The sequence below is a fragment of the Streptomyces sp. NBC_01508 genome (genome assembly GCF_045040315.1).
In the GTDB taxonomy this organism is placed as follows: Bacteria; Actinomycetota; Actinomycetes; order Streptomycetales; family Streptomycetaceae; genus Streptomyces.
Genome location: NZ_CP109419.1, coordinates 2,250,168 through 2,271,523 on the forward strand (window position 1 = coordinate 2,250,168; position 21,356 = coordinate 2,271,523).

22 protein-coding genes and 1 riboswitch are annotated in these 21,356 nt (G+C 70.9%); of the genes, 8 read left to right on the plus strand and 14 right to left on the minus strand.

What is annotated here, in order from left to right; translation table 11 throughout:
* Positions 1-48: 48 nt before the first annotated feature.
* Entirely contained in the window at positions 49-798 is a 750-nt protein-coding gene (locus OG700_RS10095) for an enhanced serine sensitivity protein SseB (RefSeq protein WP_405611972.1), read from the minus strand.
* Between the two features lie 158 nt (positions 799-956).
* Complete coding sequence (locus OG700_RS10100; protein ID WP_405611974.1) at positions 957-1,625, minus strand: AAA family ATPase; 669 nt, start codon at positions 1,623-1,625, stop codon at positions 957-959.
* A gap of 202 nt (positions 1,626-1,827) precedes the next feature.
* Positions 1,828-1,925: riboswitch (glycine riboswitch) on the plus strand.
* A gap of 158 nt (positions 1,926-2,083) precedes the next feature.
* Between OG700_RS10100 and gcvT the strand changes: the two genes are divergently transcribed.
* The 4 genes from gcvT (at position 2,084) to OG700_RS10120 (ending at position 6,530) form a co-directional block, all read left to right on the plus strand.
* Positions 2,084-3,247 carry a glycine cleavage system aminomethyltransferase GcvT gene (gcvT, locus tag OG700_RS10105; RefSeq protein ID WP_405611976.1) on the plus strand — a complete coding sequence of 388 codons (1,164 nt, stop codon included), beginning with the start codon at positions 2,084-2,086 and terminating at the stop codon, positions 3,245-3,247.
* A gap of 91 nt (positions 3,248-3,338) precedes the next feature.
* Positions 3,339-3,716 (plus strand): glycine cleavage system protein GcvH, encoded by a 378-nt coding sequence (gcvH, locus tag OG700_RS10110; RefSeq protein WP_405611978.1) that lies wholly within the window; start codon positions 3,339-3,341, stop codon positions 3,714-3,716.
* 16 nt (positions 3,717-3,732) lie between these two features.
* Entirely contained in the window at positions 3,733-5,001 is a 1,269-nt protein-coding gene (glyA, locus tag OG700_RS10115) for a serine hydroxymethyltransferase (protein ID WP_405611980.1), read from the plus strand.
* A 146-nt stretch (positions 5,002-5,147) separates the two neighbouring features.
* Positions 5,148-6,530: an L-serine ammonia-lyase gene (locus OG700_RS10120; protein ID WP_405611982.1), complete on the plus strand. Its 1,383-nt coding sequence runs from the start codon at positions 5,148-5,150 to the stop codon at positions 6,528-6,530.
* A gap of 65 nt (positions 6,531-6,595) precedes the next feature.
* Here the strand turns inward: OG700_RS10120 and OG700_RS10125 are convergent, their stop codons facing one another.
* Both OG700_RS10125 and OG700_RS10130 read right to left on the minus strand, forming a co-directional pair.
* On the minus strand, positions 6,596-7,510 hold the full coding sequence (locus tag OG700_RS10125; RefSeq protein WP_405611984.1) for a M56 family metallopeptidase: 915 nt from the start codon (positions 7,508-7,510) through the stop codon (positions 6,596-6,598).
* Positions 7,507-7,878: a BlaI/MecI/CopY family transcriptional regulator gene (locus OG700_RS10130; protein WP_405611986.1), complete on the minus strand. Its 372-nt coding sequence runs from the start codon at positions 7,876-7,878 to the stop codon at positions 7,507-7,509. The genes OG700_RS10125 and OG700_RS10130 overlap by 4 nt, the downstream gene beginning before the upstream one ends.
* A gap of 195 nt (positions 7,879-8,073) precedes the next feature.
* Between OG700_RS10130 and OG700_RS10135 the strand changes: the two genes are divergently transcribed.
* The 4 genes from OG700_RS10135 (at position 8,074) to OG700_RS10150 (ending at position 11,156) form a co-directional block, all read left to right on the plus strand.
* Positions 8,074-9,108, plus strand: a complete 1,035-nt coding sequence (locus tag OG700_RS10135) for an NlpC/P60 family protein (RefSeq protein ID WP_405611988.1) — start codon at positions 8,074-8,076, stop codon at positions 9,106-9,108.
* Positions 9,109-9,310: 202 nt separating this feature from the next.
* On the plus strand, positions 9,311-9,748 hold the full coding sequence (locus OG700_RS10140; RefSeq protein ID WP_405611990.1) for a DUF6153 family protein: 438 nt from the start codon (positions 9,311-9,313) through the stop codon (positions 9,746-9,748).
* A gap of 72 nt (positions 9,749-9,820) precedes the next feature.
* Positions 9,821-10,510, plus strand: coding sequence for a DUF305 domain-containing protein (locus OG700_RS10145; protein WP_405611992.1), 690 nt, complete (start codon positions 9,821-9,823; stop codon positions 10,508-10,510).
* A 121-nt stretch (positions 10,511-10,631) separates the two neighbouring features.
* Positions 10,632-11,156 carry a DUF4396 domain-containing protein gene (locus tag OG700_RS10150; protein ID WP_405611994.1) on the plus strand — a complete coding sequence of 175 codons (525 nt, stop codon included), beginning with the start codon at positions 10,632-10,634 and terminating at the stop codon, positions 11,154-11,156.
* Positions 11,157-11,178: 22 nt separating this feature from the next.
* Here OG700_RS10150 and OG700_RS10155 read toward each other — a convergent pair whose 3' ends face one another.
* The 10 genes from OG700_RS10155 to OG700_RS10200 all read right to left on the minus strand — a co-directional run bounded on the left by OG700_RS10155 (position 11,179) and on the right by OG700_RS10200 (position 21,264).
* Positions 11,179-11,529 (minus strand): hypothetical protein, encoded by a 351-nt coding sequence (locus tag OG700_RS10155; protein ID WP_405611996.1) that lies wholly within the window; start codon positions 11,527-11,529, stop codon positions 11,179-11,181.
* Positions 11,526-13,295 (minus strand): cytochrome c oxidase subunit I, encoded by a 1,770-nt coding sequence (gene ctaD / locus OG700_RS10160; RefSeq protein ID WP_405611998.1) that lies wholly within the window; start codon positions 13,293-13,295, stop codon positions 11,526-11,528. The genes OG700_RS10155 and ctaD overlap by 4 nt, the downstream gene beginning before the upstream one ends.
* A gap of 431 nt (positions 13,296-13,726) precedes the next feature.
* The gene (locus OG700_RS10165; RefSeq protein ID WP_405611999.1) at positions 13,727-14,980 is read right to left on the minus strand and encodes a cytochrome P450; all 1,254 of its coding nucleotides are present in this window, start codon (positions 14,978-14,980) and stop codon (positions 13,727-13,729) included.
* Positions 14,981-15,127: 147 nt separating this feature from the next.
* Positions 15,128-16,417, minus strand: coding sequence for a cytochrome P450 (locus tag OG700_RS10170; RefSeq protein ID WP_405621571.1), 1,290 nt, complete (start codon positions 16,415-16,417; stop codon positions 15,128-15,130).
* Between the two features lie 71 nt (positions 16,418-16,488).
* Entirely contained in the window at positions 16,489-17,094 is a 606-nt protein-coding gene (locus OG700_RS10175) for a GTP-binding protein (RefSeq protein WP_405612001.1), read from the minus strand.
* Positions 17,072-17,449, minus strand: a complete 378-nt coding sequence (locus OG700_RS10180) for a DUF742 domain-containing protein (protein WP_405612003.1) — start codon at positions 17,447-17,449, stop codon at positions 17,072-17,074. Before OG700_RS10180 ends, OG700_RS10175 begins: the two co-directional genes overlap by 23 nt.
* Complete coding sequence (locus tag OG700_RS10185) at positions 17,446-17,853, minus strand: roadblock/LC7 domain-containing protein (RefSeq protein ID WP_405621574.1); 408 nt, start codon at positions 17,851-17,853, stop codon at positions 17,446-17,448. Before OG700_RS10185 ends, OG700_RS10180 begins: the two co-directional genes overlap by 4 nt.
* Positions 17,854-17,855: 2 nt before the next feature.
* Positions 17,856-19,499: an ATP-binding protein gene (locus OG700_RS10190; RefSeq protein ID WP_405612005.1), complete on the minus strand. Its 1,644-nt coding sequence runs from the start codon at positions 19,497-19,499 to the stop codon at positions 17,856-17,858.
* 295 nt (positions 19,500-19,794) lie between these two features.
* Positions 19,795-20,175 carry a DUF6221 family protein gene (locus tag OG700_RS10195; RefSeq protein ID WP_405612007.1) on the minus strand — a complete coding sequence of 127 codons (381 nt, stop codon included), beginning with the start codon at positions 20,173-20,175 and terminating at the stop codon, positions 19,795-19,797.
* Between the two features lie 162 nt (positions 20,176-20,337).
* Entirely contained in the window at positions 20,338-21,264 is a 927-nt protein-coding gene (locus OG700_RS10200; RefSeq protein WP_405612009.1) for a CopD family protein, read from the minus strand.
* Between the last annotated feature and the right edge of the window lie 92 nt (positions 21,265-21,356).

The window sequence follows — 21,356 nt, forward strand, 5'->3', positions numbered from 1 at the left end:
TAGACCGGCGGGTCATGGCCGGATCCTGGGTCGGTCCACGACGGCGTGTTACGCCGGCGGCCCGGCCGGCCGCTGGTAGAAGGGCCGCACCCGCTCCAGCATCCAGGTGCCGACCGGGTCCTGGGTGGCGTCCAGCAGAACGAGATTGACCGGCCAGCCGACCTGGACCCGGCCGAGCGCCCTGCCGAGCGCGTCCATCGGCGCGTTGCGTTCGGCGGCCTCCCAGGAGGAGAGCCGCACGCCGACGAAGAGCACCGGGGACTCGCCCTCGATGCTCGCCAGACCGCGGCGCGCGGTGAGGACGACGCCGGACGCCTCGAACTCCTCGGCCGCCGCGTTGAGGAAGTCGACGGGGTCCTCCTGCCAGTCGGGCTCGAAGAGCCGCACCCGCCCGCCGCTCGCGGGGCCGTCCAGCGGCGTACGGCCCACCCGGCACAGCTCCGCGACGGCGAGCGGCGGCAGCGGCGCGCCGACCATGCCGCCGGGGTTCACGGCGATACCGAGGCGCGGCGGCAGACCGCGGGCGAACTCGCGGGCCGGGGCGACGGTGAAGGGCATGTGGGCCCCGACGCACTGGAGGAACTGCTGCTCGGAGCTGAAGACGGGGACGTACGGCGCGCCCTCGATCTCCATGGTCGGCAGATCGAGTCCGGGGCTGTCGGGTCCGCCGCCGTTGGGCAGCGGCACCCAGACCTGGCTGCGGCCGAGCACCTCGACGAGCCGCCCACCGGCCGACGCGTTCCCGAGCGAGGCGGCGAGCACCTCTTCCAACTCGTTGCCCGGCCATGCTGTGTTCACTGAACTCTCTCCCGCTTGTCCGCCCGTGCGTGCTGTCCGCCGCGGAAACCCTAGCGCCGGTGGGTGGTGTGTCCTCAATCGCCGGACGGGGCCGCTCATGCGGCCCGTCCGGCGATTGAGGGCAGGCGTCGGCCCGGCCCGGCCGGCGCCGGATTCGGTCACGGGAAGTCGATCGCGAGCAGCGCGCCCGCCGCGTCGCGGTCCAGCAGGACCGCCGACGCGCAGCCCGCCGGGAGCCGCCCCTCCTCCGCGTCCGCGACAAGCCGGCCCACCGCGCGCCGGTGGCGCGCGAAGGCGTAGCCGGACACCCCGCGCCCGCGCTCACGCTGGCCCGCGCGGGCGGTCTTCGGGGTCACGTCGAGCAGCACGAGATGGAGCCGTCTGCCGCGCCTGCGCGCCTCGCGCGCCAGCCAGCGCCGTACCCACGCCTGGGTGCCGCAGTCGTGCACGACGACGCTCTCGCCGGAGCGCAGCGCACGCCGCAGCCCGGCGTAGTGCGCGAGGCGTACGAGGGGCCGGTAGACGGCGTACGGCAGCCGCGCGGGCAGCCGGCGCGCCCAGCGGTCGCGGGTGTCCTGCGAGTCGATCCCCCGGCCGGCGGCGGCCCGGCCGATCAGTGTGGACTTCCCGCTGCCCGGCAGGCCGGAGACGACGACCAGGTCGCCGTCGCCGAACGCCAGGCGCCGGGGCCCCCGGCTCGCCCGTTCCCGCAGGTCGCGGATGACCGGCGGGACCGCCGCCAGGGCCTGGCGGGGGACCGCTGCCGGCCGGGCGGGCACCCCCGCGGTGGTCGCGTACGCACCTGCGCGGGACCGCTGCAACGTCATCGCCCTCCCCCTGTCGGGTCCATCGCCGTAGCCGATGACCCTCACCCATGAAGTGTAAAGAACCGGTAATACGGCACAAGCGTTTTGCTGATCACGGCCCTGTCGGCCCGTCCGGGAGGCCGGGGGGACCTCTCCACCGCCCTCCCTCCCCACGGAGGCCGACGCGTGCGATGATGTGCGCGCCAACTCCATACCGGCCGTTCGAGTCCGCGCGGGAGAGTCCTGGTCACCATGGGTGCCGGGCGCCGAAGGAGCAAGTTCCTCCCTTGAATCTCTCAGGCCCAGTACCGCGCGGACGAGGCAGATCTGAAAAGCGAATCGCCGTCAGGCGGTTCCACCCAAGGTGCAAGTCACGACCTCCGTATGCGTGTGTGTACGTACGGTCGTGATGAACCTCTCAGGTTCCGATGACAGATGGGGAGGATTGTCCTCTCTGTCATGCCCTGGGAGCCACACCTATGAGCAATACGTCTCACACCCCCGCCCCCGAAGCGGCCGGTCCCGACGCCCCGCGCCGTACCGCGCTCGACGCCACGCACCGCTCGCTGGGCGCCACGATGACCGACTTCGCCGGCTGGGACATGCCGCTGCGCTACGCCGGCGAGCGCGCGGAACACCTCGCCGTCCGTACGAAGGCCGGGCTCTTCGACCTCTCCCACATGGGTGAGATCACCGTCACCGGCACGCAGGCGGCCGAGGCGCTGGACTACGCGCTGGTCGGCAACATCGGCTCCCTCGCCGTGGGCCGCGCCCGCTACACCATGATCTGCCAGGAGGACGGCGGGATCCTGGACGACCTGATCGTGTACCGCCTCGACACCCACGGCGCCCCCGAGTTCATGGTCGTGGCGAACGCGTCCAACGCCCAGGTGGTGCTGGACGAGCTGACCGGCCGCGCCGCGGACTTCGACGTCGAGGTGCGCGACGACCGCGACGCGTACGCGCTGCTCGCCGTCCAGGGCCCGGAGTCGCCCGGCATCCTCGGCTCGCTGACCGACGCCGATCTGGCCGGGCTCAAGTACTACGCCGGGCTGCCCGGCACCGTCGCCGGGGTGCCCGCGCTGATCGCCCGTACCGGCTACACGGGTGAGGACGGCTTCGAGCTGTTCGTGGCGCCCCGGTACGCGGAAGGGCTGTGGCGGGCCCTGATGACCGCGGGCGCGTCCGCCGGACTCGTACCGGCCGGGCTCTCGTGCCGCGACACTCTCCGTATGGAGGCGGGGATGCCGCTGTACGGGCAGGAGCTGACCACCGGTCTCACGCCCTTCGACGCGGGTCTCGGCAGGGTCGTCAAGTTCGAGAAGGAGGGCTACTTCGTGGGCCGTACGGCGCTGGAGGCGGCGGCCGGGCGCGCCGAGAGCGCGCCGCCGCGCAAGCTGGTCGGGCTGATCGCCGAGGGCCGCCGGGTGCCGCGCGCCGGGTACCCGGTGGTGGCCGGCGGTCAGGTGGTGGGTCAGGTCACCTCGGGCGCGCCGTCGCCGACGCTGGGCCGGCCGATCGCCATGGCCTATGTGGACGCGTCGCACGCCGCGGCGGGCACGGCGGGCGTCGGGGTCGACATCCGGGGCTCGATCGAGCCGTACGACGTCGTCGCGCTGCCCTTCTACAAGCGGCGGAAGTAACTCCCCGGTACCGCGCAGGTACCGCGTCCGTATCTCACTGGGCAAGACACGTGTTCACCACCACTCCCCCGCGTACAGGAGAATTCACGACATGAGCAACCCCCAGCAGCTGCGCTACAGCAAGGAGCACGAGTGGCTGTCGACCACCGATGACGGTGTGTCGACGGTCGGCATCACGGAGTACGCGGCGAACGCCCTCGGCGACGTCGTGTACGCCCAGCTCCCCGCGGTCGGTGACACGGTGACCGCGGGCGAGACCTGCGGCGAGCTGGAGTCGACCAAGTCGGTCAGCGACCTGTACTCCCCCGTGACGGGTGAGGTCATCGAGGCGAATCAGGACGTCGTGGACGACCCCTCGCTGGTGAACTCCGCACCCTTCGAGGGCGGCTGGCTGTTCAAGGTACGCGTCGCGGAGGAGCCGAAGGACCTGCTCTCCGCCGACGAGTACACCGAATTCTCCGGCAACTGACACCCCAGGGACTGTGATGTCTTCGAAGTCGCTCCTCAACTCCTCTCTCCACGAGCTCGACCCCGACGTCGCCGCCGCCGTCGACGCCGAACTCCACCGCCAGCAGTCGACGCTCGAAATGATCGCGTCGGAGAACTTCGCCCCGGTCGCCGTCATGGAGGCGCAGGGCTCCGTCCTCACCAACAAGTACGCCGAGGGCTATCCGGGCCGCCGCTACTACGGCGGCTGTGAGCACGTCGACGTGATCGAGAACATCGCGATCGACCGTGTGAAGGCGCTGTTCGGCGCCGAGCACGCCAACGTGCAGCCGCACTCCGGCGCGCAGGCCAACGCCGCGGCGATGTTCGCGCTGCTGAAGCCCGGCGACACGATCATGGGCCTGAACCTCGCCCACGGCGGTCATCTGACGCACGGCATGAAGATCAACTTCTCCGGCAAGCTCTACAACGTGGTCGCCTACCACGTCGACGAGGAGACCGGTCAGGTCGACATGGCCGAGGTCGAGCGCCTGGCCAAGGAGTCGCGCCCGAAGCTCATCGTGGCCGGCTGGTCCGCGTACCCGCGTCAGCTCGACTTCGCCGCGTTCCGACGGATCGCCGACGAGGTCGACGCCTATCTGATGGTCGACATGGCGCACTTCGCCGGTCTGGTGGCGGCGGGGCTGCACCCCAGCCCGGTGCCGCACGCGCATGTCGTCACCACGACCACGCACAAGACCCTGGGCGGTCCGCGCGGTGGCGTGATCCTGTCCACGCGGGAGCTGGCCAAGAAGATCAACTCGGCGGTCTTCCCCGGGCAGCAGGGCGGTCCGCTGGAGCATGTCATCGCGGCGAAGGCGGTGTCCTTCAAGGTCGCGGCGACCGAGGAGTTCAAGCAGCGCCAGCAGCTCACGCTGGACGGCGCCCGCATCCTCGCCGAGCGCCTGGTCCAGGACGACGTCACGAAGGTCGGCGTCTCGGTCCTGTCCGGCGGTACGGACGTGCACCTGGTCCTGGTCGACCTGCGGAACTCGGAGCTGGACGGCCAGCAGGCCGAGGACCGGCTCCACGAGATCGGCATCACGGTCAACCGCAACGCCGTCCCGAACGACCCGCGCCCCCCGATGGTCACGTCCGGTCTGCGGATCGGCACCCCGGCGCTGGCCACCCGCGGTTTCACCACCGAGGACTTCACCGAGGTCGCGGACGTCATCGCGGCGGCGCTGAAGCCCGAGTTCGACCGTGACGCCCTGGCGGCGCGCGTGACGGCGCTGGCGGCGAAGCACCCGCTGTACCCCGGCCTGTAGGCCGTGCCAGGGGGCACCGCGCGCACCCGACCGGCGCGTGCGGTGCCCCGTACCGCCACACCTGACACCTGCGGTTTCCGCACCACCCCGGCAGACCCGCACCACCCCGGCAGACAACGGCGTCTACCACCAGTTAGGAGTCCCTCGTGGCCATCTCGGTCTTCGACCTGTTCTCGATCGGCATCGGCCCGTCCAGCTCCCACACGGTCGGCCCCATGCGCGCGGCCGGCCTCTTCGCCCGGCGGCTGAAGAACGAGGGCCTGATGGCCCACACCGCCTCCGTACGCGCCGAGCTGTTCGGCTCGCTCGGCGCCACCGGACACGGCCACGGCACGCCCAAGGCGGTGCTGCTGGGCCTCGCGGGCGAGTCGCCCCGTACGGTCGACATCGAGTCCGCCGACGCCCGGGTGGACGCGATCCGCACCGGCGGCCGGATCAGTCTGCTCGGGATGCACGAGATCGACTTCGACTTCGACGCGGACCTGATCCTGCACCGGCGCAAGGCGCTGCCGTACCACGCGAACGGCATGACGGTCTTCGCGTACGACGCCGACGGCTCCACCCTCCTGGAGAAGACGTACTACTCGGTCGGCGGCGGCTTCGTCGTGGACGAGGACGCCGTGGGCGAGGACCGCATCAAGCTGGACGACACGGTGCTGACGTACCGTTTCCGCAGCGGTGACGAACTGCTGCGACTGGCCCGCGAGACCGGGCTCTCGATCTCCGCGCTGATGATGGAGAACGAGAAGGCGTGGCGCACGGAGACCGAGATCCGCGAGGGCCTGCTGGAGATCTGGCACGCCATGCGGGCGTGCGTGGCGCGCGGCATGGCGCGCGAGGGCATCCTGCCCGGCGGCCTCAAGGTCCGCCGCCGCGCGGCGAATTCGGCCCGGCAACTGCGCGCCGAGGGCGACCCGGCGGCCCGCGCGATGGAGTGGATCACCCTCTACGCGATGGCGGTCAACGAGGAGAACGCGGCGGGCGGGCGGGTCGTCACCGCCCCCACCAACGGCGCGGCGGGCATCATCCCGGCCGTTCTGCACTACTACCTGAACTTCGCCGCGGCCGGCCACACGGACGCCGAGAAGGACGACGACATCGTCCGCTTCCTGCTCGCGGCGGGCGCGATCGGCATGCTCTTCAAGGAGAACGCCTCCATCTCGGGCGCCGAGGTCGGCTGCCAGGGCGAGGTCGGCTCGGCCTGCTCGATGGCGGCGGGCGCCCTCGCGGAGGTACTGGGCGGCAGCCCCGAACAGGTCGAGAACGCCGCCGAGATCGGCATGGAACACAACCTCGGCCTGACCTGCGACCCGGTCGGTGGCCTCGTACAGATCCCGTGCATCGAGCGCAACGGCATGGCGGCGGTCAAGGCGGTGACGGCGGCGAAGATGGCGCTGCGGGGCGACGGCAGCCACAAGGTGTCCCTGGACAAGGTCATCAAGACGATGAAGGAGACCGGCGCGGACATGTCGGTCAAGTACAAGGAGACCGCGCGGGGCGGGCTCGCGGTGAACATCATCGAGTGCTGACGGGGCCAGGTCCGGACGCCGGAGGCGGACCCGGCCCCGGACGCGGACGCGGGCTGCGCGCCGGGTCAGGCCAGCGGCCCGCAGGCGATCAGCAGGGGCAGCAGCGGTGCGGCGGCCGAGGCTAGGACGACGGCCGGTGCCGTCGCGCGGCGGGGCTTCGGGGGCGGGTCGAGGACACGGCGGATCCGGATGAGCGAGCCCGAGCCGCCCGCTCCCATCGCGAGACGCGGGGTCTGTCCGGCCGCGACCTCGTACATGGCCGCGGCGAGCACCTCGCGCGGGTGGCCGCGCAGCGCCCGGTCGTCCGCCGCCATCTCCAGCAGGAGCGCCGTCTGCTCCTTGGCCAGCCGGGCGAGCGGAAGGCCGGGAAAGGCGCGGGCGAAGGCCTCCGCGGCGGCGTGCACCAGGTGGTGGTGCCCCGCGATATGGGCGTGCTCGTGTGCCAGTACGGCGCGCAGTTGGCCGTCGGACAGGGCCCGCAGCGCGGCGCTGGTGATGACGATGCGCGGGGCACGGCCGGGCAGGCAGTAGACGGCCGGCACCGCGTGGTCCACGACCGTGGCGCCGTACCGGGGCGCGGGGCTGCCGACCAGGGTGAGCATGTCGCGCTGACGGCGCCGGGCTCGGTGCGTACGCCAGGAGATCCGCACCAGGCAGAGCGCAGGGAGCAGCACGAGAGCCGCCGGGAGCAGGACCGCCGCGAGGTCGCCGGGGGTCGGCGGCGTGTCCCGCGCCGGGCCGCCCGTCATCAGGCCGCAGGCGGTGAGCAGCCCGACGAGGCCGTCGTGCACGTGCGGTTCGGAGAGCAGCAGGTGGTAGCAGGCCAGGGCGCCGGAGACGACGAACGTCGCGGCCAGGGCGAGCCAGGCGGTGATCGCGGCGGTCGGGGCGCGGTGGAGCCAGCTCGCCCGTACGAGGAGGTACGGGGCCGCGGTCCCGATCAGGAGGGTGTAGCCGGCCAGTACGGCGGCCGTGGTCACGGCGTGCCTTTCCGGCGCTTCGCCACCCGAAGGGCTTCGCGCAGCGCGTCGGCCTCGCCCGGTGAGATCTGCTCCACGAAGCTGAGGAGGGCGCCCGCCGGGTCCGGGTTGCCGCCGAGCGCCTCCTGCATGAGGGCCGCGGTGTACTGCTGGCGCGTGCAGGTCGGCTCGTACAGCCAGGCCCGCCCCTCCTTCTCGCGTCGGAGCATGCCCTTGCGGTACAGGATGTCGGCCACGGTCTTGACGGTGCTGTAGGCGATGGGCCGCTGTGTGTTGATGTCCGTGAGCACGTCGCGAGCGGTCGTGGGGCGTCCCCAGGACCACAGGCGGTGCATGATCTCCGCCTCCAGCTCTCCCAGTTGACGCAAACCCCGCTCCTCTCACCCCGGCCTTGAGGCCGTACGGCCCTGTGTCGTCAGTGACCGCGACCGCCCATCCTATGTCTCCCTTACCTCCTCACGTTGTCACTAAACTGCTTAGCAGTTAGGCTCTGGCTTCGCCCTTCGCGGCGGTCGGCCGCCGAATCGCGGTGGCGGGCGGAGGAAGCAGAAGGAGTTCATCCCGTGGCGTCCCACCGCCGTCCTCAGCAGCAGAAACGTGCGTATCCGACCGTGTTCGCCGCCACGGCGGCGGCTCTGGCGATCTCCGCGCAGTCCGCGCAGGCCGACCCCCTGCCCGACCCCACGAAGAAGGGCGTCAAGGCACAGGTCGACCGGCTCTACGAACAAGCTACGCAGGCGACGGAGACGTACAACGGGGCGAAGGAGAAGCAGAAGACTCTGCGGAAGCAGGCCGACACACTCCAGGACAGCGTGGCTCGCGGCCAGGAGGAGCTGAACTCGCTCCGGAGCAGCCTGGGGTCGGTGGCGAGCGCGCAGTACCGGGGCGGCGGCCTCGATCCCTCCCTCCAACTGCTCCTGTCCTCCGAACCGGACGACTACCTGGGCAAGGCGTCGAACCTGGAGCGGGTGAGCAGTCGGCAGGCCGGCGTCATGCGCCAGGCCCAGGCCAAGCAGCGCTCCCTCGACCAGCAGCGCCGCCAGGCCACCGCGAAACTCGGGGAACTGGCCGACAGCCGGGCGGAGTTGGCCGCCAAGAAGCGTCTGATCCAGGGCAAACTCGCCGAGGCACAGCGGCTCCTCAACACCCTGTCGGCCGAGGAGCGGGCGAAGATGGCCGAGGAGGAGCAGCGCGCGGACCGGAGCAGTGAGCGGGTCGACCTGGGCAACGAGGCCAGCGCCTCGTCGCGCGGCGCCGCCGCGTTCAGCGCCGCGAAGAGCCGGGTGGGCATGCCGTACGTGTGGAGCGCGTCCGGCCCGAACTCGTTCGACTGCTCGGGGCTGACCTCGTGGGCCTTCAAGCAGGCGGGGATCTCCATACCCCGGACGTCGCAGCAGCAGGCCGAGGTCGGCACACGGATCAACTCCCTCGGCGACCTGCGGCCGGGCGATCTCATCATCATGCGCACCGACTTGAGCCATGTCGGCTTCTACGCCGGCAACGGCCAGATCCTGCACGCCCCGAAGCCGGGAGCCAATGTGCGCTACGAGTCCATCGCGCGCAGCGGCATGCCGTTCATGTGGGGCGTACGGCTCTAGGGCGTGTTGCGAAAGTAGCGCCGTCCGCCCGAAGGGCGGGGCCGACGGCGTCTGGTGCGTGCGATCGCAAGGCGGAGGATCGTTCTCGTACTGGACGTACTTGGATGATTCCGACAACGCGGCGAGTGCGCGTGCCAGGCGTCGTCGGCCAGGCGGGACTTTCGAAACACGCCCTAGAGCCGAGCGGGAGGGGAGAGCCGTGATGGACGCCAGCGGGTACGGACGGGTGGGGAGCGCCGTGGCGCGCCTCCTGCTGGTCGTCGTGGTCGCGCTCGGCGTGTTCGCCATGCATACGGTCGGACATCCCGACGAGGCGTACGGCGCGACGGCGGGTCCGGGAGCGGGAGCGGGCTCGATGGCCCACGCCTCCGCCGAACCGGCTCCGCCACCGGACAAGGCCCTCCCCCACCCGGCCCCGGCGGACGGGCCGTTCGTGGGCCTGGACGGCATGGGCATGGACATGGCCTCGCTGTGCGTGGCGGTGCTCACCACCTGGGCCTTCGTGACGCTCCTGCTGTCGGCGCTCGCCCGGCGGCCGGGACGGCTCACCGACCGGCTCGCGGGCGGTTCCGTCACGCCGAGGTCCAACTCCCCGCCCCGTACCCCGGAGTTGACGCTGCTGTCAGTCCTGCGGATATAGGCCGAACCGTCCTCACGGACCCGAAGCCGCGTACGACACATCCGTAAGACCGACCACACAAGGTGTACCGACATGAGCTCCATCAAGCACGCCGCCCGCCGCTCCCTGAAGCGCCGCCTCGCGGTCGCGGGCGCGATCACCGCCACGGCCCTGCTGCTCGCCGCGTGCGGCAGCGACGACATGGACGGCATGAACCACCGGAGCGAACCCTCCCCCACCGCCTCCAAGAAGGCCGGCGACGGCGCCGACCCGGCACCGGGCGCGTTCAACGACGCGGACGTCGCCTTCGCCCAGGGGATGATCCCGCACCACCAGCAGGCCGTTGAGATGTCCGAACTGGCCGACGGCCGCGCCTCCGACGCGGAGATCACGGCCCTGGCCGCGGAGATCGAGAAGGCGCAGGACCCGGAGATCACGACCATGCGTTCCTGGCTCACGGCGTGGGGCGAGCCGGAGTCGGCCGACGGGAGCATGCCCGGCATGGACCACGGCTCGGGCGGCGGGAGCGGCGAGGACGGCGGGAGCGGCGCGGCCGGGATGATGTCCGACCAGGACATGCGGGACCTGACCACCGCCAAGGGCGCCGACTTCGACAAGAAGTTCGCGCGGCTGATGATCGCCCACCACGACGGGGCGGTCGCCATGGCCCAGGACGAGCGGAAGAACGGCGAGAACGCCACGGCCAAGAAGCTCGCGGCCGACGTGATCAAGGCGCAGACGGCCGAGATCGAGCAGCTGAACACGATCCTCGACCGGCTCTGATCCGTCCGTACGGACGCCACTCCCCTCCGGGATATCACCCAGATACCCCGGAGGGGCATATCGTGCGCGGTGTCGGGCCGCGCTGTGGCCTCCCTACGGAAGCGGAGAGAGGTCGAGATCCATGGACCACACGGACCACACGGACCACGCGGGGCACATGTCGGCCGACGAGGCCGACGCGGGCGGCGAGGCCGACGCGGGCCACGCGGGCGGCGCGTCCTGGAGCATGGCGGTCAAGGCGACGCTGCACTGCCTGACCGGGTGTGCCATCGGCGAGATCCTCGGCATGGTCATCGGCACCGCCCTGCTGTGGGGCAATGTGCCCACCATGGCCCTGGCGATCTTCCTGGCCTTCGTCTTCGGCTACTCGTTCACCCTGTTCGCGGTCCGCAGGGCCGGCGTCGACTGGAAGTCCGCCATCAAGATCGCGCTGGCCGCCGACACCCTGTCCATCGCCGTCATGGAGATCGTCGACAACAGCATCATCGCCCTCACCCCCGGAGCGCTGGACGCGCATCTGTCCGACGGGCTGTTCTGGTACGCGCTCCTCGGCGGATTCGCCGTCGCGTTCCTGATCACCACGCCGGTCAACAAGTGGATGATCGGCCGCGGCAAGGGCCACGCCGTCGTCCACTCCCTCCACTGATCCCCCGCCTGCCCGGTCCCCGTCAGCGGGGGACGTGCCACAGGAACACACAGCCGAAGGCGAGCAGAGCGGTGAGGCTCGCGCACAACAGCCGCCGCCTCAGCAGCTCGTACCGCGCCGTGTACTCCGCCCTCAGCTCACCCGCCCGCGCCACCACCGCCTCCAGCGCCCGGCGGGACATGGCGATGTGGTCCTGCGTGTAGAGGCTGACGACTTCCTCGTGCTGCGCGCTGGTCAGCCACGGCATGCGGTCGGCGAAGACAGCGGCGTGCGTACGGGCCTCCCGTACCCGGCTCTGGGCCAACAGATAGCCCTCCAACTGCTGGATACCGGAGGCGGCTTCGCCCGACGACGGTGCGGACTCGCCGGTCACGACCGGCCCTTGTCGTCCCCCAGTGGAGCGACGGCGCCCGCCTCGGGGTCCGCGGCGTCCCGCCGGCCCGCGCTGTGCGCGTCCTCAAGAGCCATGACCTCCGGGTGGTGCAGGTCGAAGGCCGGGGATTCGGAGCGGATCCGCGGCAGGGTGAGGAAGTTGTGCCGGGGCGGCGGGCACGATGTCGCCCATTCGAGTGACCGGCCGTAGCCCCAGGGGTCGTCCACCTCGATCTTCTTCCCGTACTTGGCGGTCTTCCAGACGTTGTAGAAGAACGGCAGCATCGACATGCCGAGCAGGAACGAGCTGATCGTGGAGATGGTGTTCAGCGCGGTGAATCCGTCGGCGGCCAGGTAGTCCGCGTAGCGACGCGGCATGCCTTCCGCACCGAGCCAGTGCTGGACCAGGAACGTGCCGTGGAAGCCGACGAACAGGGTCCAGAAGGTGATCTTCCCGAGCCGTTCGTCGAGCATCTTGCCGGTCATCTTCGGCCACCAGAAGTGGAAGCCGGCGAACATCGCGAACACCACCGTGCCGAAGACGACGTAATGGAAGTGCGCGACGACGAAGTACGAGTCGGAGACATGGAAGTCCATCGGCGGCGACGCCAGGATCACACCCGTCAGACCACCGAAAAGGAACGTGACCAGGAAGCCAACCGACCACAGCATCGGTGTCTCGAAGGACAGCGAGCCCTTCCACATCGTGCCGATCCAGTTGAAGAACTTCACCCCGGTCGGCACCGCGATGAGGAACGTCATGAACGAGAAGAACGGCAGCAGCACCGCGCCGGTGACGAACATGTGGTGCGCCCACACCGTCACCGACAGACCGGCGATGGCGATCGTCGCGCCGACCAGACCGATGTAGCCGAAGATCGGTTTGCGGCTGAAGACCGGGATGATCTCGGAGACGATGCCGAAGAACGGCAGGGCGATGATGTACACCTCCGGATGCCCGAAGAACCAGAACAGGTGTTGCCACAGCAACGCGCCGCCGTTGGCGGCGTCGAAGATGTGCGCACCGAATTTCCGGTCGGCCTCCAGCGCGAGCAACGCACCGGCCAGGACGGGGAAGGCGAGCAGGACCAGTACGGCGGTCAGCAGCACGTTCCAGCAGAAGATCGGCATCCGGAACATCGTCATGCCGGGCGCGCGCATGCAGACGATGGTGGTGATGAAGTTGACCGAACCCAGAATGGTCCCGAAGCCGGAGAAGGCCAGACCCATGATCCACAGGTCGGCGCCGACGCTCGGCGAACGGACCGGGTCCGACAGCGGGGAGTACGCGGTCCAGCCGAAGTCCGCGGCGCCCTGCGGCGTGATGAAGCCGGCCACGGCGATGAGCGAGCCGAACAGGTAGAGCCAGTAGGCGAACATGTTCAGCCGCGGGAACGCCACATCCGGCGCGCCGATCTGGAGCGGCATGATCCAGTTGGTGAATCCGGCGAACAGCGGCGTCGCGAACATCAGCAGCATGATCGTGCCGTGCATCGTGAACGCCTGGTTGAACTGCTCGTTCGACACGATCTGCGTGCCGGGACGCGCCAGCTCGGCGCGCATGACCAGTGCCATCACTCCGCCGATCACGAAGAACGCGAATGACGTGATCAGGTAGAGCGTGCCGATGGTCTTGTGGTCCGTGGTGGTCAGCCACTTGATGACGACGGAGCCGGGCCGCTTGCGCCGTACCGGCAGCTCGTTCGCGTACGAGTCGTCGTCGCTCTCCTGCGAGGCGCCGACCTCAAACCCGGGCTGTGCTGCCACACCAACTCCAGTTCAGTCACCGACCGCCGACGCGAACCCACGCATGCCGGCAGGGCAAACCCAGACAGAAAAAGATGATTACGCCCGCAATGTATGGCATGCCGGTTGCGGAGACTCACACAGAAGCGGGCAGCGGGCACGGGTTCACACGTTCGTGGGGCATGGGGGCGCTCACCTCGACCACGCACGCAGAATGATCTTCTTTTACGGCTTCTGACCGGATCGCGGGACGCACGGAGCCCCAGGACCGCGAGGCCTGGGGCTGATGATCCGTGTCGGGGCGGCGATGCCGGCGCCTTCGCGTGCGCGGCTCGGCGCGCACGCGCCAACGGCGCCGCGCGGCCGGTCGGCACGCCGGTACGGCTGTACAGCGGCCACACGCGTCACGCGCTACGTGGCAGCCGTACCGGCGCGCGCCGGTGTCCGGTCGGTCAGGCTTCCAGCCGCACCGGCAGCGTGGCCGAGCTGTTGGAGAAGAGCGAGGGTACGGGGATCAGGCCGGCCGGGTCGACGGCCAGCGCCAGCTCCGGATACCTCTTGAACACCGCCGGGATGGCCAGCGCCGCTTCGAGCCTGGCCAGCGGGGCGCCGAGACAGAAGTGCGGGCCGTGGCTGAACGCCAGGTGCTTGCGCTGCTCCCGGGTGATGTCGAACGCGTCGGCGGCCTCGCCGTGTTGGGCCCTGTCGCGGCCGACGGCGCTGTACGGGGCCATGATCGCCTCGCCCTTGGGGATACGTACGCCCGCGATCTCGACGTCCTCAAGGGGGTAGCGGAAGGGGAAGTTGCCGATCGGCGCGTCCCAGCGCAGGGTCTCCTCGACCACGGCCGCCCAGACCGCCTCGTCGCCGCGCTCGGCGAGGGCCCGCTGGTCGGGGTGGGTGAGCAGGGCGCGTACCGCGTTGGTGATCAGGCCGAGGGTGGTCTCCTGACCGGCGGAGAGCATCAGCAGCAGCGTGCCGACCAGTTCCTCCTCGCTGAGCGAGTCGGGGTCCTCGTCGCGGGCCGCGATGAGCGCGCTGGTCAGGTCGCCGCCGGGATTCTTGCGGCAGGTGTCGACCACCCGGGCGAGCAGCTGGTACTGCTCGATCTGACTGGCCGTCACCTCCTCCGGAGCCAGGTCGGAGCGGAAGATGTTGTCCATCAACTCCTTGAGCCGGGGCCGCTCGTGCTCGGGCACGCCGAACAGTTCGCAGATCACCCGCATGGGCACCGGGTGGGCGAAGTGGCGCCGGAGGTCGACGCTGCCGTCGGCGTCCGCGTGCGAAGGGAGCGCGTCCAGCAGCTCGTTGACGATCTGCTCGATACGCGGGCGCAGCTCCTGGACCCGGCGGGGCGTGAAGGTCTGGGTGACCAACTTCCGCAGCCTGCGGTGTTCCTGGCCGTCCGAGGTGACCATGTTGGTGACCTTCACCATGCCGATGAGCGGCCAGCCGTCGGATATCTCGCCGCGCAGGATGGCGTTCCAGTTGCGCCAGTCCTTGCTGAAGCGCGGGTCGGCGATCATGTCGTTCAGCAGGGCGTGGTCGGTCACCGACCACGCCATGACGTCTCCGGGCAGTTTGATACGGACCACGGGGCCGAGTTCACGGAGCCGGGCCGCTTCGCCGTGGTGGTCGCTGCCGTGCGGGTCGAGGGTGACGACCGGTATCTCCGCCTCGGACGAGGCTGACACGTGCAAGGTCATGTTGCTTCTCCAGAACTCGGGCTGGTGTGTGCGGATCTCTGGGAAGTTCCGTCTGTCTTCGTGCTGTCCTCGCGCTGCCGTCGCGCTGTCTTCTGTGTTGCCCTCGCGCTGTCTTCGCGCCGTCTTCGCGCTGTATTCCGTGTGTGTTCAGGACACTGTGGACCGTCCCCGCCCGGTGCGGTTCAGAATCCGTGCGGCGGAGAACACCGCGGGGAGCGCGACGGGGACCCGCGTCCAGGGTGAGGGGCGCCAGGCCACCTCCTCGGCGGGGATGGCGAGCTTCATGTCCGGCAGCAGGTTCAACGCGGTGTTCACGGCCGTACGCGTGATGAGCCGTGCCGGTACCTGCGCCGGGCAGACGTGCGGTCCGGCCGAGAACGCGAGGTGGGCGCGGTTGCCCGACTCCTCGTCGCCGTCGTCGGCGCGGATCGCGGGGTCGTCGTTGGCGGCGGCGTGCCCGAGGATGAGGCAGTCGCCGCGCTGGATGAACCGGCCGCCCAACTCCGTGTCGTGCAGGGCGTATCGGGCCGGCATGTTGTTCATCGGCGGGTCCCGCCACAGGGCCTGGTCGAGCGCGTCGTCCACCCCGAGCCGGCCGCCGTGCAGCCGGGCGGCGAACCGCGGGTCGGTGAGCATCAGGCGCAGCGTGTGCGCGATCCAGGCGGTGACGGTCTCGTTGCCGGCGGAGATCATCACCACGATCGACTGAAGGCGCTCGGCCTCGTTGAGCAGGTTCGGGTGGTTGATGAAGACCGTCGTCATGTCGTCGGTCGGATTGCGCCGCCGCTCGCGCACCGTGTCGAGCAGGATCTGCTCGAAGTGCCTGTTGCCCGCCTGCGAGTCGTCGGCGCTGCCGAACAGCGCGATCAGCGCGTCCAGCAACTCCCGCCCCTCGATGGCGTCGAGGCCGAAGAGCGAGGCCAGCGAGAGCATCGGGACGATCGTGGCGTACTCGTTCACCAGATCCGCGCTGCCGCGCTCGGAGAACTTCGCGATCAGGTCGGTGCAGATCTCCTCGACGTGGCGGCGCACCCTGCGCTGGTCGATCTGGGCGATGCCGTCGTCCAGCGGTTTACGCAGCCGCCGGTGCTCCGGGCCGTCCGAGCCGATGACGCTGGCGCGCCAGCCCATCATGGGCAGCAGGCCGGAGTCGGCCGAGACGACGCCGTCGTACATATGGCGCCAGTTACGGCCGTCGCGGGAGTAGATCTGCTCCTGCCGGGTGATGGTCAGCAGCTCGCGGTAGCCCATCACGAGCCAGGCGGGGACGCCCGGTTCGAGCTCCACCTTGGCCACGTTGCCCCACTCCGCGCGGAGTTGGCGGTAGACGGCACGCGGATCGGGCGCGCTCACGGCGGCGGAGAGCGGAAGCAGCCCCGTACCGCCGCCGTGGGATTGGTGCGCCGGGCACTGCGGCGGGGGTACGGAACCCGACATGGGATCCGACGTGAAGTCGGACGGGAAGTCGGACGGGAAGTCGGACGCGGAGGCGGGCTGCGGGGCGGAACTCATGAGGTGGTCTCCGGGGTGCGTGCCGAGCCGGCCGACACATACTCGACGAGGCTGATCAGGGTGTCGACGGACGACACATGGTTGCGTGCGTCGCACACCACCACCGGCGTATCGGGCAACAGGTCGAGCGCGCCACGCAGTTCGTCCGCGCCGTACTGCTCGCTGTCGGGGAACTGGTTGACCGCGACCGCGAACGGCAGCCCGCGCAGCTCCAGTTGTTCGAGGACGTCGAAGCTGTCCTCCAGCCTGCGGGTGTCGACGATGACGAGGACGCCGAGCGCGCCCTCCGCCAGCCCCTCCCACAGATCCCAGAAGCGGCGCTGTCCCGGAGTCCCGAACAGGTAGAGGACGAGGCGGGAGTTGAGGGTGATACGGCCGAAGTCCATGGCGACGGTCGTCGTGGTCTTCGTATTCATTCCGGCCAGGTCGTCCACGCCGACGCTCGCCTGCGTCATGACCTCCTCGGTGCGCAGCGGTTCGATCTCGCTGACCGAACCGACCAGCGTGGTCTTGCCGACGCCGAACGCGCCCACGACGAGAATCTTGACGGCCTGCTGGACCGTGTCGGGCAGGTAGCGGTCAGCGGAGCCGACGGAGACCATCCAGTACCTCCTGGAGGAGTTGCGGGTCGGGCAGTGCGGCCTTGGGCACACCCGAACGGGCGGACAGATGGCCGCTGTCGACGAGATCGGACGCCAGTACCTTCACCAGGCTCACCGGCAGGTCGAGATGGGCGGCGGCCTCCACGACCGACAGCAGCCGCTCGCACATCCGCACCAGAGCGCGTTCTTCTCTGGTCGCCGAGACCGGCAGGGCGCGTGGCGGACTGATCGCCACGAGGAGCGTCTCGATGCTTATGGTGTTGCGGGTCGGCCGGGAGCGCCCTTTGGTGATCACGTACGGACGTAGTGCGCCGGTGTCGGCGCCGGAGTCGTACTCCTCTCCCCGCCCAGTCATACGGAGCCCTGCCGCGGCGGACTGCTCAGGTTGGCCGCACCGATCTTCATCACCTGCGCCTGCATCTGTCTGGCGACGAGCTTCGGGTCCACCACGGGTCCCGTCACGACGGCGAGATGGGCACCGTTGGCGCTGCGCATGAAGAGGAACCCGCCGTTGAACTCCACCATCTGCTGGTGTACGGCTCCGCCGTCCTCGCCGAACTCCCGGCCGAGACTGCGGCCGAGTGACTGGAGCCCGGAGCAACTGGCCGCCAGGCGCTCGGCGGAGTCGCGGTCCATGCCGTCCGAACTGGCCAGCAGCAGTCCGTCGGCGCTGAAGACGATCACGCACCGGACCCCTGGTACGACGGCGACCTCGGCGATCATCCAGCCGCGCTGCTCCGGGTTCTCCACGTAGCTCATACTCACGTCTGTCCTTCTGAGGGGAGGGGATTGGCGGAGTCCGCGGCTGTGTCCGCGGCCGTGGACTCGTCGGGGGACGGCCACGAGCGACCACCCTCGAAGAACTGCTCCATCCAGTCGCCGGCCTGCTCCGGTGAGCCCGGCGGGGTGACGGCGGACGGGGCGGGGGGCACCGCCGCGGAGCCGGAGGCGTACTCGTCGCGCCGCGACTGGCGCTGCGGGAGCCGCCGGCCGGTGCGCGGCGGGACGGGGGCGGTGGCCGGAGGGGGGATCACCGGCGCGGGGGCGGGAGTCGCGTCCTGTGCGGGGGCGGTCGGCGCGGTCGGGGCGGTCGGGGTGACCTGGGCGGTGGGGGCCGCTTCGGTGGGGGCGAGGGGGGCCTCGGGTGCTGTGGCCGGCGGCGCGGGGGCGGGCGCGGGCACCTCCGGGACCGGCTGTGTCGCGGGCAGCACCCGCCCGGCCGGCGTACCGGCGGGCGCGAGCGTTTCCAGTACGTCCACCGGCACCAGGACCACGGCCCGCACACCGCCGTACGGCGAGGGCCCGAGGTCGACCTGGAAGCCGTGCCGTTCGGCGAAGCGGCCCACCACCGCGAGGCCCGTCTGCGGGATCTCGCCGACGTCGCCGACGCCGAGGAGCCGGCGGCCCGAGACGATCTCGCGCGCCTCCGCGAGCCGGTACTCGTCCAGGCCGAGTCCGCCGTCGTCCACCTCGATGACCGCGCCGCGCTGCACCGTACGGACGGTCACGGGCACGCCCGTCTTCGGCGGCGAGTACTCCGTGGCGTTGGCGAGCAGTTCGGCGACGAGGTGGATCAGCGGTTCGACGACGGACGGGGTGACGCCCACGTCGGGGTCACCGCTGACCTCGACGCGCTTGAAGGCCACCACACGCCCGGACGCGGCGCGGACGATGTCCACCAGGGCGAGCGGTCGCTGCCACTGCTGGCCGGGCCACTCGCCGCACAGCACCTTGAGGCTCTGCGCGTGCCGGGCCTGCTGGGTGGCGGCGTGGTCCACCAGCATGGTGGTCTCCAGCAGGTCCGCGTCGCCGGGGTAGCGGTCGGCCAGACCGGTCACGGTCGCCTGGATCCGGTGCGCCGACGTCTGTACCCGGCTCGCCAGCTCGACCAGTGCGAGCCGCTGCGACTCCTCGCGGTTGTCGGCCGCCTCCGTGACGGTGGTCAGCAGCCGTTCGAACCACTCGCCGATGCCCGCGCCCAACTCGTCCGCGCTGTGTTGCGGTTGCGGGATCTCGGTCCGGGCGAGGGCGGCGGGCAGTCGCTTCGTCACGATGAACTCGACTTCCGAGCGCACCAGTTCGGTCCGGCTCCGGACGTAGTTGTGCCACTGGGCCTCGCGGCTGCCCGACTCGGCGCGGACACGCTCGACCTCGGTACGCCGCCCGGCGGCGTCCGACGCGGCGCCCGACACGGCGTCACGGTGCTTTCTGCGCAGGGATTCCATCGTGGCGAGGACCAGCAGGGCGACCGCGCCGTACGCCACCGCCGCCCCGGTGTGTACGTCGGCCATGGGCACCACGCCTGCGGCAAAGGCGAGCAGGGCCAGCAGTTGCGCGGCCGGCCACTGGAGCCGTGCCGCGCGGTCGCGCGGCGGGGATGCGGGGGTGGTGGGGGATCGGACCATGGGAAACCTTCGAGTTGGCTGAAGTCGAATGTCCGGCGGTGCGTTGTCCGCGGCGGTTCGTGGGCGGGTGCCCTTTATGCGGATGGCTCGTCAACTACCCCCGTGCCAGACATTGTTGATTGATCGTATATCCGATCACCATAAGGGGGTGGTCGCTTCTCGCGCACGGGCGGTGACCTGCCCGTTTCGTACCGGGGCCGTTGACCGGGGCCGTTGACCCGAGCCGGGCCGGGGCGGCCGGTCCGGGGGCCGTTCACCGCACGCTTCCTGCCATGCGCTTCCTGCCGCACGCTTCCTACCGTGCGAAACGCGGCAGCCATCTCGCCTGGTAGTCGCGGTGCCCGGCGTGCTCGGCCGCCAACTGCCGCACGACGAAGCCCAGCCCCACTGCGCGGCCGGAGGGGAAGTCGTGCTCGGGGCGGTCGACGTCCAGATGCGCGACCTCCGCGTACTCGCTGAGCAGGACCCTGCTCGTCTCGATACGGCGCAGCGTACGGGCCGGGTCCTGGAGCGCGATATGGCGGTCGTACCCCTGCGTCCGCACGCTGAACGAGATCCCGCCGGACCGGTCGTGGACCTCGCCCGGCGCCTCGGGCGGGCACCGCCAGCGCTCCCCGCCGGCCGCCAGCGCGACCTGTTCCTCCTCGTCCAGGCGCGCCCGGACAAAAGCCAGCATGTCTGTGTTGTCTGCTTTCACGTTCCGTGTTCCCTCGCCGTGCCGCTCATCTCGTACTCGTCCACGTCGTCCAACAGAGGATGCCGCACCGAGGTAGCGGCCGACGCCTCCCGCTTCAGCCTGCCCGGCCGGATCGGGAACATGGCCGCGACGGCACCGCGGTCAGCGCGTGCTGAGCCAGTGCGGGTCGGGGACCACCGTGAGGACGGCCGAGAGCAGCACCACGGCCGCCAGGACGGCCAGTTCGACGCGGGCCGCCGCGTGCGCGTCGCGGCTGCGCAGGAGGCGCCGGCGCGCCAGCAGGGCCAGCGTGCTCGCCACCGCGACGAGGCCGAGCTTGGCGATCAGGACGCGGCCGTACGCCGACGTCAGCACCACGTCGGCGGGCAGCCGGCGCAGCGTGGACAGCGTGCCGGTGGCGGCCAGCACGACCAGCAGCCAGACGGCGCCGCGGGCGTAGCGGGCCAGCACGGCGCGGGCGTCCGCCGGGTCGGCGCGGCGCAGCCACATCGTGCGCAGGACGTGGCAGAGGCCGCCGGCCCACAGGGACGCGGCGGTCAGATGGACGACGGTGAGGGCCGTGCCCCACTCCGGGGAGTACGGCTCCGGGTGGGCGCGCAGCGCCTCCGCGAGGACCACCCCGGCGAGCGGGACGAGCGCCCAGCGGGGGCGGCCGACGCCGACGCATCCGGCGGCGAGCAGGAAGCCGTTGGCCATGACGAGCAGCAGACCGCCCTCGCGGGTGCCGTACGTCGCCGGGATGTCGAGGTCACTCACCGCCGCGAGAACCACGATCTGCCCGGCCGACGCCGCGGCTCCGGCCAGCGCGGCGGGGAGCGCCAGAGCGCGGGGCAGCGGGCCGGCGCGGGCGAGCGCGGCGCCGGCCAGTTCGCCGAGGTGCAGCGCGAGCGCGGCGAATACCGCGGCGCGCAGGAGGGAGGTGGTGCCGGCGGCGGGTATGCGCAGCTCGCCGGTACCGCGCGAGGCGACGCCGGCGCCGTACAGCACGACGAGCAGCGCGAGTACGGCGCCGCCGGTGCGCAGAGCCATGGCCCGTGTCGGCACCTTTCCCCCTCCCGGCGGGTCCATTCGGTGTGGCCGGTTCGCTCGACCGGGTCCACCCGGTGGCCGATTCGTCCTCAATCGCCGGACAGGCTTCCGCTCAGAGCCAGGTCCTGTCC

Coding starts and splice junctions, on each gene's coding strand:
- OG700_RS10100 (WP_405611974.1), bottom strand. CDS start 1,625: ATGACGTTGCAGCGGTCCCGCGCAGGTGCGTACGCGACCACCGCGGGG.
- gcvT (WP_405611976.1), top strand. CDS start 2,084: ATGAGCAATACGTCTCACACCCCCGCCCCCGAAGCGGCCGGTCCCGAC.
- gcvH (WP_405611978.1), top strand. CDS start 3,339: ATGAGCAACCCCCAGCAGCTGCGCTACAGCAAGGAGCACGAGTGGCTG.
- glyA (WP_405611980.1), top strand. CDS start 3,733: ATGTCTTCGAAGTCGCTCCTCAACTCCTCTCTCCACGAGCTCGACCCC.
- OG700_RS10140 (WP_405611990.1), top strand. CDS start 9,311: ATGGACGCCAGCGGGTACGGACGGGTGGGGAGCGCCGTGGCGCGCCTC.
- OG700_RS10145 (WP_405611992.1), top strand. CDS start 9,821: ATGAGCTCCATCAAGCACGCCGCCCGCCGCTCCCTGAAGCGCCGCCTC.
- OG700_RS10150 (WP_405611994.1), top strand. CDS start 10,632: ATGGACCACACGGACCACACGGACCACGCGGGGCACATGTCGGCCGAC.
- OG700_RS10165 (WP_405611999.1), bottom strand. CDS start 14,980: ATGACCTTGCACGTGTCAGCCTCGTCCGAGGCGGAGATACCGGTCGTC.
- OG700_RS10170 (WP_405621571.1), bottom strand. CDS start 16,417: ATGTCGGGTTCCGTACCCCCGCCGCAGTGCCCGGCGCACCAATCCCAC.
- OG700_RS10175 (WP_405612001.1), bottom strand. CDS start 17,094: ATGGTCTCCGTCGGCTCCGCTGACCGCTACCTGCCCGACACGGTCCAG.
- OG700_RS10180 (WP_405612003.1), bottom strand. CDS start 17,449: ATGACTGGGCGGGGAGAGGAGTACGACTCCGGCGCCGACACCGGCGCA.
- OG700_RS10185 (WP_405621574.1), bottom strand. CDS start 17,853: ATGAGCTACGTGGAGAACCCGGAGCAGCGCGGCTGGATGATCGCCGAG.
- OG700_RS10190 (WP_405612005.1), bottom strand. CDS start 19,499: ATGGTCCGATCCCCCACCACCCCCGCATCCCCGCCGCGCGACCGCGCG.
- OG700_RS10195 (WP_405612007.1), bottom strand. CDS start 20,175: ATGCTGGCTTTTGTCCGGGCGCGCCTGGACGAGGAGGAACAGGTCGCG.
- OG700_RS10200 (WP_405612009.1), bottom strand. CDS start 21,264: ATGGACCCGCCGGGAGGGGGAAAGGTGCCGACACGGGCCATGGCTCTG.